The following is a 13,881-nucleotide window of genomic DNA, read 5'->3' as shown; positions in this document are numbered from 1 at the left end:
GATGAGGGCCACGACGACACCGAAGCCGGGCGTCGAGGTGGACGTCGTCTCAGTCGCTTCCTCGGTCGGCTCTGCGGTGCCCTCCGTGGGCTCCTCAGTCGGCTCTTCGGTCGGCTCCTCGGTCGGCTCTTCGGTCGGCTCCTCGGTCGGCTCCTCGGTCGGCGTGCTCACCGACTCGACGAGCTCGAACTCGAGCGAGGCGGATGCCTCGTCGTCGTCAGCACGCAGCGTGTACGTACCGGTCTCGACGTCCGACATGTCGATCGTCGTCGACCACTCGCCGGTCGAGCCGTTGACCTCGGCCTCGTCCGACGCGATGACGTTGTCGTTCTGGCCGAGGACCTCGACGAAGACGGTCGTACCGTCCTCGCGGTTCGAGGTACCCGAGACCGTGACCTCACCCTGGGCGACCTGCCCGTCCGTGGTGAAGTCGTCGATCGACAGCTGCGGGTTCTCCGCGGACACGGTCAGTTCGACGATCTGGTCGTCGACGCCAGCGCCCGTGTACTCGTCGTTGACGATCGCGACAGCCTGCTGCGGCGTCAGGTCGGATTCGAGGGACTCGCCACCGAAGCCGTAGTCGGAGGCGTAGTCACCGTCGCGGCCATGGCCGACGACGATGAACGTGTACTGACCGCGGTTACTGAACGCGGCGTAGTCCTCTTCGAACTCTTCCTCGTCGATGTCGATCTCCTCGGCGTTCTGCGAGGCACCGCTGGCGTCGAGGAAGTTACCGCGCGGACCGATGAGGTAGACGCGGACGGAGTCACCCTGGCCGAGCGCGGAGCCCGACAGCGTGACCTCGTCGCCGACGTTCGCGGCGATGGTGTTCGACGAGACCTGTGCCGTGAGGTCACCCTCGACGGTGCGGACGGTCACGGTCTCCTTCGTATCGAACTCGCTGTAGACGTCCGAGCTGATCTCGTCACCGCGGTCGTTGCCGGTCAGGTAGTTCGTGCCATCGTCGTCGACCGGGTCGGCGACGACAGCGATGCGGTACGAGTCGGGCAGGCTGATGTTGCTGCCCGAGTCGATGTCGACCGAGAACTCGCCGTCAGAGTCGACGTCGTCCTCGGCGAAGTCGCCGTCCTCGTCGACGAGCGGCGCGTAGTTCTGGTCGATGCGGGCGTACGCCTTGACCTCGTCCGATTCGGGGGCGGTGCCCTCGACGGTGAACTCCTCACCGATGCGGACGACGCTCGGGGCGGACGTGATGTTGATGGACTGCTCTTCGACCGTCAGCTCCGCGGAGTCGTCGGCGCTCGCGTTGAAGCCGGCCTGAAGGTTCGCTGCGTTGGTGTTCGGGTTGTTCAGTTCGACGAACTCGACGTCGAGCGTCGTCGTGTCGAGTTCGCTCGTCTCGATGCGGACCTGCGCTTCGGCAGAGTCGTCGAGGTCGACGACAGCGCCGACGTAGTCCTCGTCCTGGTCACCCGCGAGGTCGTCGGTGCCGCGGAGGGCCTCGACGTCGCCGGTGTTGGCGAAGACCTGGCTCGCGTTGGCGTCGCCGGCTTCGAGGTCGTCGGTGTCACCCTGCTCGATGCGGACGAGACCGTACGCACCGGGGCTGCCGGTGACCGTAGCGACGACGTTGTCGCCCTGCGTCGCGGTCGACTGGTCGAGCGAGATGCTCTGCGACTCGTCGCGGATGGTGAACGTCGCGCTGCGCGACGCACCGTCGAGGTCGTCAGCACCCTCGACCGTCACCGTGTACTCGCCCGTGTCGAGGTCGTCGACGCCCTCGAGCTCGATGGCGCCGCCCGAGTTGTCGATCTCGAGCGAACCGGTGTTCGAGGTGAGCTGGGACTGGACTTCGAGACCGTCCTCGTCCTCGATAGTGACGGAGACGTTCTCGGCGTCGTCGAAGTTCCACTCGGACTCGACGGTGATGGTGTCCGTACCGGTGACCAGCGACTCGTCCGTGATGTCGGCGCCGCCCGTACCGGCACCGGAGTAGATGGTCAGGTCGGTGACCTGGGGTTCGATGACGAACAGTTCGCGGTCCGTGTCACCCGTCGCGCCGGGCGAGTCGTAGCCACCGGACTCGAAGTTGTTCGCTTCCGTGATGTCGGCGTCACCACCGTCGTCGACGGAGGCAGTCGAACCGTCGGCGTCACCGGCCTCACCGGTGAACGTAGCGGGACTACCGGCGTCGACACCGGGTAGCGACGACAGGTCGACGTTCTCCTCACCGAGGTAGACCGTGCCGCCGTCGGAGATGGTCCGGCCACCGCCGGTGAGCGAGAGCGTCTCGAACTGCGTGCCGTCACTCTCGAGCGTGCCGTCGTTGTTCGAGTCGACGTCGGCGGTCACGGGGAAGGTGCCCGTCGTGTCGGGCGTGCCGACGGTCGCGTCGAAGCTGACTTCGACCGTGTCAGACGCCGCACCGGTCCCACTGGCGTCGTCCGGGATGGTGAGGTTGATGTAGTCGTTCGTGTCGTCGACGGAAACGTTACTGTTGGAGAAGTTGGCGTTCCCGCTCGTCACACTCGCACCCGTGACGGCGGGCGACGAGAGGTCGACGCCGCTGGGCATCGAGATGTTGGCGACAGCGGGGTTTCCGTCGGTCGTGTCTGCAGTGATCTCTACCACGAAGGTGTGTGTGTTCGTCGTTCCACCCTCGACAGTCGCCGGCGAGATACTGCTGTTGCCGGGTGCGAGAGTGGCGCTTGCTGTACCTGCGAACGCGATGGTTCCCGCGAAGACGGAGAGGACCATCAGCGCCGAGAGGATGACAGCGCGAATCTTGTTGTTGTTTCCTGACATAGTTTCGGAGGGTCGCAATCGCAGTCGGGGACAACACCTTTCTGACGTGCGTTCGCGCGGCGCGGGGCGACCACGCATACTCGTTGCTGCCACCTGGGTAGGGGTACGTGTCAAGCCAACAGCGATTTGCATAAGTACCTTGTGTTATCCGACGAACCACACTTCGGCGTGATAGAACGCGTTCTGCGGCGGGGCACCCCCCGACGGCGGTCGGGACGCGGCCGCTGCTACCGACACAGGACTGGACCGCTACGGTCGATCGGGAACTCTAACCACACCGGCTTCGGTCCCCGTGCCGCCCGCCGTCCGGTTCGAGTCTCTCGTGACCGCTTCGCTCGTCACGTCCGTTCCTCGCAGAAGCGGGCCGGGAGGGAGTTGAACCCCCGACCGACGGATTAAGAGTCCGTCGCTCTCCCTAACTGAGCTACCGGCCCTCAACCGATGCTTACGGAGGTACGTTAAAAGGCGTTTCCATTCGGTCGGAGGGCGGCAGGGCGTGACAGTCCCGGCTCTGGACACGAATTTATTATCCCGACCGGAAAAGAACCGAGCGATGGACGCCGCGCGGTTCGCCGAGTTCACGACGTACGGTCCCGACGTGTTCGCGAGTTTCGTCGCCGACCTCTGGGAACGTGCCGGCTACGACTGCTCGCTCACCGACGCGCGGGGCCCGGACGTGATCGCCCGTCGGGGCGACGACGGCGTGATACGTATCGCCGTGACTGTCGACGCCACCCCCGACCCCGAAACGTTCGTCGACGCCGACGGGACGCCATCAGTTGACGTCGTCGTCGTCCCGCAGTCGACGACCGACACCCGGGCCCCGCCCGGTGTGGGGGTGTTCGACGCCGGTCGGCTCGCCGAACTGGTCGAGGAGTTCGACGCGACGGGACTCGTCGACGACTACCTCCTCGGGCGAGACGTCGCCCGCGAGCGCGTCCGAGCGCGACAGCGAGAGCGTGACGCCGGGCCGGCAGAGCAGGGCGACGCGACTCGGTCACGACCCGGGCGCTCGACCGACGAGTCGTCCGGAGGTGGTCATCGACAGACGGACCGCGAGTCGGCGGGCACTCGCACCTCGGAGACCGGCCCGGACGGACCGGACACCCTCGGCCTCGCGCGCGGGCGAGCGTTCACACTCGCTGTGGCCGGCGTCGTCGGTCTCTGTCTGGGGACGTCGCTCGGCGAATCGGTCGGCGGCGTTCTCGGGGCAGCCGTCCTGAACGGGTCGTACCTGTTCCTCCTCGCGGGTATGGTGCTCGACGCGCGGTCGTTGAAGTTCGCGGGCTTCACCGGCGGCCGCGGACTCGTCCTCGTGGCGGTCCTCTGTCTGTTCCTGTTCGTCGGCATCGTCTCCCCGCTCTGGGCCGCGCTAGCGGGCGGTCTGTATCTCGCCCAGCGGCGACGGGTCGAACGGACACACGGCTCCGACGACAGCGACACTCCCGCGTGGGAACCACTCGGTCGACACCCGTGGTACTGGGCAGTCGCCGTGGGGACGGTCGGATGGCCCGTCGCGGCCGTCGGCGCCGCGAGTCCCGGCGGACTCGATGCAGGGACGGTCGTCGTGGGACTCGGCTCGTGGGTCGCCATCCCGCTCGGACTGTCGTCACACGGCCGCCGGACGGGGAGGACCCCGTCTCGACGGCTCCGCGTCTTCGGAGCCGTCCCGTATCTCGGGTCGCTCGCCGGGGCCGTCTACCTGATTCGCCTGGAACGGGAGGGGGACGAGTACGAGGCCGGAAGCGCCGAGCGGGAAGACACGTTCCGTCGTCGACTCGGCAGACGGGTCGGTCGCCTCCGAACGACGCTGGACACCGTCGGCAGGTCCCGTCTCGGTTCGGGCGGGACACGCGCCGGCGACCGGTCGACTGGAGAGACGGAGACCGGAACTGGACGGACGACGGCGGCCGACGGGTCGGAGTCGACCAGGGCGGCCGAGGGGGCCGACGGGACGCGCCGCCGGACGACTGGTGGTCCAGAGGCGACGTCCAACGCCAGCACCGTCGGGGCCGACGACGCGAGTGACGGGGCCGAATCCGGCTCCAGGACGGCCGAGGAGCCCCGGTGGACCGCCGCGGACCTCGGTCCACCCGTCCGACGGCCGCCCCGCGAGTCCCGGACGGTCAGACACGACGGAATCGAGTTCCGCTGCACGTCGGTCGCCTCCCGGAACGGCCGCTGGCGCGTCGCGTGGGGGACGGCCACCGTCGACGGAGAGTCGAGAGAGCGGGTCTTCCTCCTGCAGTACGAGGCGCAGCAGGCGACCCTCGAGACGGTGAGTGTCAGCGAGTGTGCCGTCGACGACGAGGGTACCGTCGCGGCAGTCGAGGCGGACGGAGACGACGTCTCGCGGCTCCGCGTCCTCACGCCGAGCAGAGGGGTCGTCGTCGACCGGGGGTTCGAAGGAGAGGTCCGTTCGGTCGCGGCCGACAGCGGGGGCGGGCGGCCCCTCGTCGGCGTCGGCGTCCGGTCGCCCGCGCGTCTCGTCGTGCTCGACAGTCGCTCGGGCGACGTGCTCTGCGAGGCCGGGGTCGCGGCCGACCCGGACGCCGTCGAGTTCCGTGAAGGGGCCGGGGACCGGTGGCTCGTCGCCGGCAGCGAGACGCGACCGGTACCCGACGCGGCGGTCCGCGTTCGCGACGGCGAACTCGTCCAGTGACACCGACGCGGCCCCGGTTCTCGTCCCGGCAAAGGGTGGATGTTAAGTGTCGGCCACCGATTACTCAACGTACGAATGAGTACTGGGGTCACCGTCTCCTCGATGTCCACGTACGCCATCCTCGGGTGTGGGAGCGTCGGCCACGCGGTGGCGGAGGAACTCGCCGAGGAGGGCAAACACGTCCTGATCCTCGACAAGGACGCCGACCGCGTCGAAGCGCTGCGCGATCAGGACCTCAACGCCCAGCAGACGGACATCATGGACGCGTCCGTGAGCGTGGCGGTCGAAGACCGCGACGTCATCCTCATCCTCGCCTCCGACGTGGAAGCGAACAAGGCGGCCGTCTCGACCATCCGCGAGGCGGGCGGCGACCAGTTCATCGTCGTCCGTGCCTCCGACCCCGTCTCGAAGGACGAACTCCTCGACCTGGGAGCGGACGTCGTCATCAACCCCTCTGAGGTCATCGCGGACTCGGCGCTCCGGGCCCTGGAGACCGGCGAGTTGGAGTACAAGGCGCGGCAACTCGCCGACCTCCTCAGAGGGACGGACGGGAAGCTGGCAATCCTCACGCACGACAACCCCGACCCCGACTCCATCGCCAGCGCCGTCGCCCTGCAGGCCATCGCCGACGAGTACGACGTGGAGGCCGACATCATCTACGACGGTGACATCGGCCACCAGGAGAACCGCGCGTTCGTCAACCTCCTCGGCATCGAACTCATCCACCAGTCGGAGACGTCGCTCGACGAGTACAGTGCCGTCGCCCTCGTCGACCACATGAAGTCGGGGGCGCTCGACGCCGACGTCGACGTCGACGTCTTCATCGACCACTTCGAGCCCGACGAGGGCATCGACGCGGACTTCACCGACGTCCGCCCGAACGTCTCCTCCTCCTCGACCATCCTCACGAAGTACATCCAGGAGTTCGACCTCTCACCCTCCGAAGCCGTCGCGACGGCGCTGCTCTACGGTATTCGCGCGGAGACGATGGACTTCAAGCGGGAGACGACGCCGGCGGACCTCACCGCGGCGGCGTATCTCTATCCCTTCGCGAACCACGACACGCTCGAACAGGTCGAGTCGCCGTCGATGTCGCCCGAGACGCTCGACGTCCTCGCGGAGGCCATCCAGAACCGCGACGTCCAGGGGAGCCACCTCGTGTCGAACGCGGGCTTCATCCGTGACCGCGAGGCGCTCGCACAGGCCGCACAGCACCTCCTCAACCTCGAGGGGATCACCACCACGGCGGTCTTCGGTATCGCCGACGACAAGATATACCTCGCCGCCCGGTCGAAGGACATCCGCATCAACATCGGCAACGCGCTGGAGGACGCCTTCGCGGGCATCGGCGAGGCCGCCGGCCACTCGACGCAGGGGAGCGTCGAGATTCCTCTCGGCATCTTCACCGGCATCGAGAGCGGCGACGGCAACCGCGACACGCTCCTGCAACTCACCGAAGAGGCCGTCAGGCGGAAGCTGTTCCAGGCGCTCGGCGTCGACTCCACCTCGACCGGCGAGAGTGCGAACGGCTCCTGAAGCCGACCGGCGACCCGCTTCCGAGACTCGGGCGCCCCGGGCGACTCAGGCGATGTCCCGACTGGTGTCGACGACGACCCGGTCGGTCAGTTTGAGCTTCACCGGCTCCAGGTGTGGCCGCCCGTTCCGCACCTTCGTGATGGTGAGACGCGTCTCGACCGACAGCGTCGTGACGGTGAGGTGGAGGACCCAGACGACGTCGGCGAACCGGAGCGTCCGCCGGCGTGCGGCGGTCCGGTCGTCCTGTCTCGAACAGGCGAGGATACCGACGCTCTCTCGCTCTCGGAGCCGTTCGCTCAGCGCGCGGAGCGTTCGAAGCTGGTCGTCGCGGCCGAGTCGCTCGAACGCGTCGAAGCTGTCGACGACGACGAAGCCACCGGACGGGGTGTCGAGACTGGCGGCCGGGTCGGCGGCGACCGTCTCCGGCGACGCGGACGCGACGTGGAGGTCGGCCTCGACTCCGGGAGACTGGCCGAGTCGGGCCTCGACGGCGTCGGCCGTCCGGTCGGTGGTGAGGTAGTGGGTGTCGGCCGAACCGGCCGCGGCAGCGAGGAGGAGGTCGCTCTGTGTCTCTGGCGGGGCCGACAACGCGAGGAGTGACCCGACGGGGACGCCACCGTGCATGTGACGGTCGATCACGTCGACGCCTGTCGACAGTCGATCCGACATGTCGTCTGGTACGGCCCAGCCGCCTCAAAAGTGGTCGGGTGCGGTGTGGAGGGGAGCGGGTGTGGCGGGTCGGGGGGTTCACACTCCGATGTGGACAGTCGTCACTCGGTCGCGACGGCTGTGAAGAACGGGAACGGTGGGTGTCAGGCGATGGCCTTCTCTTCGTCTTCCTCTTTGTACCGCTCGACGACGTCGTTGATGAGGATGACGTCGCCGACTGCCCGGACCCACCGGTACGGAACCATCACGCCCTTGCCCGGTTCGATGCGACCGTGGAACAGTTCGTCGTTGAGGTCCTGCAGCGCGAGTTCGGTGACGGTCTGGCGCTCGAAGTCGAGGTGGACGTCGCGCACTTCGCCGACGAACACGCCGTTGTTCGAGTACACCTCGCGACCGACTAGGTTCGTGATCTCCTGGGGCGTCCCATCCATACGCCACGCGACGAATCCCTCCCTCTTAATTACGTATCAGACGCGCGTCAGACGGTGGTCAGACCGGACGAATCGAGGTCGGTGACCGGCGTGGCCGAGCGGTGAGACGACCGGACGTGCGCACCCGCGGGCACGTCCCACACACGGCCGCTTTCCCTCTCCAGGTCTCCTCGTATCGCCCACCCAGAGCGCGGAGTGCGTCGTGGACGACTCCGGGGGGCGTCTCGGTTCCCGGCTCGGGACGACTCAGTACCGCTCGGGCGCGACGAGTTCGACGGGGTGCTGTGACGGGCGCGCGAGCATCGAGTCGAGTTGTTCGAGACAGGACGTCCCAGAGGCGACGACCCGGCGGTCGCGCGTCTCCGGCGTCGAGAACTGCGCTTCGAGTTCGCTCCCGACGTCCATCGAGAGGTCGTAGTACTCGGTCTTGTAGCCGAACGACCCGGCCATCCCACAGCACTCGACGTCCGAGGTGGCGACGTCGTAGCCGAGACGGTCGAGGACCGCTTCGGTGTACCCCTCGAGACCGAGCGTGCGCTGCTGACAGTGCGAGTGGTACGCGACGCCACGGTCGCTCGCGGCCGGGCCCCGGAGTTCGTCGGCGCTCGCGCCGTTCTCCAGCAGTCCGTAGACGTACTCCATCACCTCGTAGCTCGCCGCCGAGAGCCGTTCTTGGGACTTCGGCGCGAGGAACTTCTCGTACTCGCGGTCGAACATCGCGAGGTCGGACGGTTCGACGACGACGACGTCGCGCCCGGCGTCGATGTGCTCTGCGAGCGCGGCGTAGAGGTCGTGGGCCTTCTCCTCCGCGGTGGCGACCATCCCCTGCGAGAGCGGCGCGCGGCCCGACGAGGGGAGGTCGGGGACGCGGACGTGGACGCCGAGCGCCTCGAGCGCCCGCACGGTCGCCTTCCCGCGCTCGACCTGTACGTGGTTGGTGTAGACGTCGGGATAGACGACGGCCTCCCGGTCGGCCGCCGTCGCCGACACCTGCGGGTCACGCTCGGCGAACCAGTCGACGAACGTCTCCCGCTCGAACGACGGGAGGTCACGGCGGGCGTCGACACCAATGGTCGACTCCATCAGCCGTCGGGAGAGGTCGGTCCCGGCGACCCAGTTCGAGAGCGGCGCGAGGGCGCTCCCCACCGTCGCCACGGTGGAGAAGTTGCCGAAGAACCGCTTCTGCAGGCCCACGCCCTCGTCCTCGGCGTCGGGGGTCAGCCCGTCGACCAGCCAGTCGAACTCGTGGTCGGTGCCGCGGTTGATCCGGTCGCGGACGACTGTGTTTATCCACGGGATGTCGATGTTGACGGGACAGGCGTCGACGCACCGCGAACAGCCGGTGCAGAGGTCGTTGAACTCCGCGGCCGTGTCGAGGCCCTCGATGCCCGCCTCCCACCCCGTGGCGATGCCGCCCGAGTAGGTCTCGCCGCCGAACGCGTGGCCGCCCACCGACTGGAAGTTCGCACAGACGTTCGAGCACGCCGAACAGCGGATGCAGTAGAGCGTCTCTCGCAACTCGTCGTCCTCGCGCATCGCCATCCGGCCGTTGTCGATGAGCACGAGGTGGAAGTCGCGGTCGGCGTCCCTGTCTCCCAGCGGCGTCTCGGGCGCGTCGAAGTCGACGGTGGGGGAGTCGACGGGAGGCGTGAGAAGCGAGATGTACGACGTGATGTCCTGCCCCGTCCCGGACCGGCCGATGAGTTCGACGAACGGCTGGAGGTCCTCGACGCTCGGAATCACCTTCTCGACGCCGGCGACGGCGACGTGGGTGTCGGGGACCACCGCCGACTTCCGGGCGTTCCCCTCGCTCGTGACGAGCGCGATGGTACCCGTGTCGGCCGTGACGAAGTTCGCCCCGGTCATCCCGACGTCCGCGCCCTTGATCTCCTCGAGCAACCGCTCGCGGGCGAACATGGTGAGTTCCTCGGCGGTCTCCAGCGGTTCGTCGAGCTGGAACGTCTCGTTGAACAGCTCTGCGATGCCCTCGCGGGACTTGTGGATGGCGGGCGCGACGATGTGAGAGGGCGCCTCGTCGGCGACCTGCAACACCCACTCGCCGAGGTCGGTCTCGACGACGTCGACACCGTCCCGTTCGAGGAACTCGTTGACCTCGATCTCCTCGCTCGTCATCGACTTCGACTTCACGAGGCGGTCGGCCTCCTTCTCCCGGCAGACCTCCCGGACGTAGCGGTTCGCGTCCGCCGCGTCGTCCGCGACGTAGACCGTCCCACCGTTGGCCTCGACGGTCGCTTCCAGCGCCTCGAGGAGGTCGGGGAGGCGGTCGATGGCGTCCTCTTTTATCTCGCGGGCGCGTGCGCGGAGTTCCTCGTACGACTCTAGCTTCGCGACGGACTCGTACCGTCCCTGATTGAACCCACGCGTGTTGGCCTTGACCGCGTCGCCCTCCGTCTGGAGAAGGTGACGGATGCGTGCGGCCTTCGCCTCGCGGGACTTACTCATCGAGCATCACCACGTGGACGTCCTTCGGGCCGTGTGCACCTCTCACCAGCGCGCCCATGTCGGCCGTCGCGCTCGGCCCCGTCGCGAGGACGGCCGACGAGTGGTCGCCGTCGCGGAACGCCTCGCCCAGGAAGTCGAACGCCTCGCCCATCCCGGGGACGACGTCGGACGTCCGGAGGACGGCCACGTGGAGGTCCGGGAAGAGCGACACGGGTTCGGCCCCGTCCGGCGTCGAGGGGAGTACGACGCTCCCGTAGTCCGCGACACCGAGTCTCGCCGCGGTGACGCCCGTCGTCGCCATCTCGAGTTCGTGCGGCGTCGGGTCGGTGTTCACCCACTCGGGGAGCGTCGCCTCGAACGGGAGCGGTGTGCCCACTGCCGGTTCGGTCGCTACCTCCCGCAGAACGTCTCCCAACCCGTCGTCCGTCGTGTGCGTCCAGTCGACCTCGAGGCGGTCCAGTGACGCCTCGAACGTCGTGACCGTGCCAGTGGCCATACGCCACCTTACCACAGGGTTCTCAAGATTCTTTGCTTTCACCCGGAGGAGTTCGCCACTGTCGGGGCGGGCGCGCGCCGACGCGACAGGTCCCCGGGTCCGTCCAACTCTCGGTCACACGTCTGAATCGACTCGGAGAGTCTATTGGACTCACTGAGTATTTATTTTGCTATTTATATAATATTATAAAGTACTGTGTTCACGTGTGCAGTGGCCAATATACACGTGTGAATCGACACACTCACACGAGTATAGAGGTGAAACGGCCGTCGCTGGGGCGGTCTGTCGGCGTCACGACGAACATTTACTCGAGAGAGAATAACGCCACAGAGCCCTCAGAGTGTCCAAATACGCAATCGTACACGAGTGTACAGGCTGTCGCGGGCGACACCCGACGACCGCCCGAGTTCTCGGGGGCGTGGAAGAACCGGTAGGTATTTCATGATAGAATGGGCTCCGTCTATCCATGCCACGAGGCATCGAACAGAGCACTGGCACGGTTCGAACTGGTTCCGGACGTACCGACAGGGGTGAGACGGATGGTTAGCGCCGTCGACGCGCTCATCGCGCTCGCGCCGCTGGCGACCATCGCGTTCCTGATGGTCGGGCGGTACTGGCCCGCGACGCGGGCGATGCCCGTCGCGTGGCTCGTCGCCGTCGGCGCGGGGGTCGTCGGCTGGGGCATGTCCGCGCGGTGGATTGCCGCCTCTTCCATCGTGGGCTTCATCACCGCCGCGAACATCCTCTACATCGTCTTCGGCGCCATCCTCCTCCTCTACACGCTCAAGCGCACGGGCGCCTTCGACGCTATCAACCAGGGCTTCGCCTCCGTGAGCGAGGACCGACGCGTGCAGGTCGTCCTGCTCGTGTTCCTGATGGGGTCGTTCATCGAGGCTGCGGCCGGCTTCGGCACGCCGGCGGCCATCGTCGGCCCGCTCCTGGTGGGGCTCGGCTTCCCGCCGCTGGCTGCCGTCGTCGTCGCGCTCACCGGTAACCTGATGGCTATCACGTTCGGCGCCGTCGGGACGCCGCTCATCATCGGGATGATCGACATCTTCGGCTCCGTCGAGAGCATCCAGACCGCGGTGGTCGCGAACGGTCCGTACGCGAGCGTCGCCGCGTGGGTCGGTGACATCGCGATGTGGGCCGCGACCTACCACGTCATCGTCGGCGTCGCGCTGCCGTTCATCGGTGTGGCGATGATGACCCGTTTCTTCGGCGAGGAGCGGTCGATCAAGCCCGCGCTCGAAGTCCTCCCGCTCACGCTGTTCGCGTGGGCCTCCTTCTCGGTCCCGTACTGGCTCACGGCGTACTTCCTCGGCCCGGAGTTCCCCGGTCTCATCGGGGCGATGGTCGGTCTGTTCGTCACCGTCGGGGCGCTGAAGGCCGGCTTCTTCCACCCCGACGAGGAGTGGGACTTCGGTCCGCAGGCACAGTGGCCCGACCACTGGATCGGCGACATCCAGCCCGGTGAGGGCAGTGTCGGCGCCGGCACCTCCCGCGAGGGGACCGTCACGGCCGACGGCGGACACGTCCAGATGCCGCTGTGGAAGGCGTGGATGCCGTACGCGCTGGTCGCCGTCCTCCTCGTCGTCACCCGCGTCGTCGACCCGGTGAACGCGTTCGTCACGATGGACCTCTTCACGATCACGTGGGCCGACCTTCCCCTCACGGGTGAGAGCATCTTCGGAACGGGACTGAGCGACTCCTTCGCCGTCCTCTACCTCCCCGGTGCCGTGTTCATTGCGGTCCACCTGCTCACGATCCCGCTGCACGACATGCGCGGAGACGAGGTCGTCGCGGCGTGGGCGGAGACGGTCGAGAAGGTGACGCCGGCGGTCATCGCCTTGCTGTTCGCGGTGGCGACGGTCCAGATCATGCTCCAGTCGGGCTCCGCGACGGGAACCGATAGCATGCTCATCGTCCTCTCGGACGGCATGGCGTCGCTCGTAGGCGGCGTGTACCCGTTCTTCGCCGCGTACATCGGTGCGTTCGGGGCGTTCCTCGCGGGGTCGAACACGGTGTCGGACATCCTGTTCGGCACGTTCCAGTACGGCGTCGCGGACCAGATCGGGACGTCGAAGACGCTCATGCTCGGCGCACAGGCCGTCGGCGGCGCCATCGGCAACCTCATCGCCATCCACAACGTCGTCGCGGCGCTGGCCGTCGTCGGCCTCGTCGGCGAGGAGGGACGCGTCATCCGGCTGGAACTCATCCCGCTGGTCTACTACGGGACCGCCACGGGCCTCCTGACGCTGCTGTTCAGCTACGTCCTCTTCCCGGGCGTCTTCTGACGCGCGGCGCGGAGCCCGTTCGACGAACCGGTCACAAAGGTTCCGCTGCACCGCTCACCGAAGCCGCCCCCGGACGGCGTAACCTCCGGACTTTATTATCAACGACTCAAAGGACTGACCAACGATGGCAAGCAACACGGACGACCTGGGGTCGCGGGCCGGCGACCCACGCGACGGGGCGAACTTCGACTACGTCTCCGACGACGTCGCTCGCCCGGCGCTCGTCGACGACCTCGAAGGACTGGTCGACGGCGACGTCCGGTTCGACTCGTACACACGCGAGTTGTACGCGACCGACGCGTCGGCGTACGAACAGACACCCATCGGCGTGGTGATGCCGACGTCGACCGACGACGTCGCCGCGGTGATGGAGTACTGCGCCCGGCGCGGGATACCCGTTCTCCCCCGCGGAGGTGGCACGTCGCTGGCGGGACAGACGGTGAACGAGGCGGTCGTCCTCGACTTCCAGCGACACATGAACTCGGTCGTCGACGTCGACCCCGAGGGGGCTACCGCACGCGCGGAGGCCGGAACCCGCCTGGGCGACCTGAACCGGGAGCTGAA

9 protein-coding genes and 1 tRNA gene are annotated in these 13,881 nt (G+C 67.5%); 4 read left to right on the top strand and 6 right to left on the bottom strand.

Features of this window, described 5'->3' with window-relative positions:
- Positions 1 to 2,766 (bottom strand): surface glycoprotein (locus ACESK5_RS16535; RefSeq protein ID WP_372912683.1); only part of this gene is annotated, 2,766 nt, incomplete at its 3' end.
- A gap of 360 nt (positions 2,767 to 3,126) precedes the next feature.
- Positions 3,127 to 3,200 (bottom strand) — tRNA-Lys (locus ACESK5_RS16530).
- Between the two features lie 119 nt (positions 3,201 to 3,319).
- Here ACESK5_RS16530 and ACESK5_RS16525 point away from each other — a divergent pair.
- Entirely contained in the window at positions 3,320 to 5,428 is a 2,109-nt protein-coding gene (locus ACESK5_RS16525) for a hypothetical protein (RefSeq protein ID WP_372912682.1), read from the top strand.
- A 75-nt stretch (positions 5,429 to 5,503) separates the two neighbouring features.
- Positions 5,504 to 6,964: a DHH family phosphoesterase gene (locus ACESK5_RS16520; protein WP_372912681.1), complete on the top strand. Its 1,461-nt coding sequence runs from the start codon at positions 5,504 to 5,506 to the stop codon at positions 6,962 to 6,964.
- 45 nt (positions 6,965 to 7,009) lie between these two features.
- Here ACESK5_RS16520 and ACESK5_RS16515 read toward each other — a convergent pair whose 3' ends face one another.
- The 4 genes from ACESK5_RS16515 to ACESK5_RS16500 form a co-directional block, all read right to left on the bottom strand.
- Entirely contained in the window at positions 7,010 to 7,633 is a 624-nt protein-coding gene (locus ACESK5_RS16515) for an RAD55 family ATPase (protein ID WP_372912680.1), read from the bottom strand.
- Positions 7,634 to 7,776: 143 nt separating this feature from the next.
- Positions 7,777 to 8,064, bottom strand: a complete 288-nt coding sequence (locus ACESK5_RS16510) for a PRC-barrel domain-containing protein (protein WP_372912679.1) — start codon at positions 8,062 to 8,064, stop codon at positions 7,777 to 7,779.
- A gap of 246 nt (positions 8,065 to 8,310) precedes the next feature.
- Positions 8,311 to 10,527 (bottom strand): LUD domain-containing protein, encoded by a 2,217-nt coding sequence (locus ACESK5_RS16505; RefSeq protein WP_372912678.1) that lies wholly within the window; start codon positions 10,525 to 10,527, stop codon positions 8,311 to 8,313.
- Positions 10,520 to 11,023, bottom strand: coding sequence for a lactate utilization protein C (locus ACESK5_RS16500; RefSeq protein WP_372912677.1), 504 nt, complete (start codon positions 11,021 to 11,023; stop codon positions 10,520 to 10,522). The genes ACESK5_RS16505 and ACESK5_RS16500 overlap by 8 nt, the downstream gene beginning before the upstream one ends.
- A 539-nt stretch (positions 11,024 to 11,562) precedes the next feature.
- On the opposite strand from ACESK5_RS16500, the gene ACESK5_RS16495 reads away from it, so the two are divergent.
- Together ACESK5_RS16495 and ACESK5_RS16490 are read left to right on the top strand one after the other, a co-directional pair.
- Positions 11,563 to 13,317 (top strand): L-lactate permease, encoded by a 1,755-nt coding sequence (locus ACESK5_RS16495; protein WP_372912676.1) that lies wholly within the window; start codon positions 11,563 to 11,565, stop codon positions 13,315 to 13,317.
- 124 nt (positions 13,318 to 13,441) lie between these two features.
- A partial coding sequence (locus ACESK5_RS16490) for an FAD-binding oxidoreductase (RefSeq protein WP_372912675.1) occupies positions 13,442 to 13,881 on the top strand: 440 nt, incomplete at its 3' end.

Origin of the sequence: Salinigranum sp. (genome assembly GCF_041641895.1) — an archaeon.
GTDB lineage: Archaea > Halobacteriota > Halobacteria > Halobacteriales > Haloferacaceae > Salinigranum.
The sequence above is the reverse complement of the archived record's forward strand: the minus strand, read 5'-3'. Positions and strand labels throughout refer to the sequence as shown.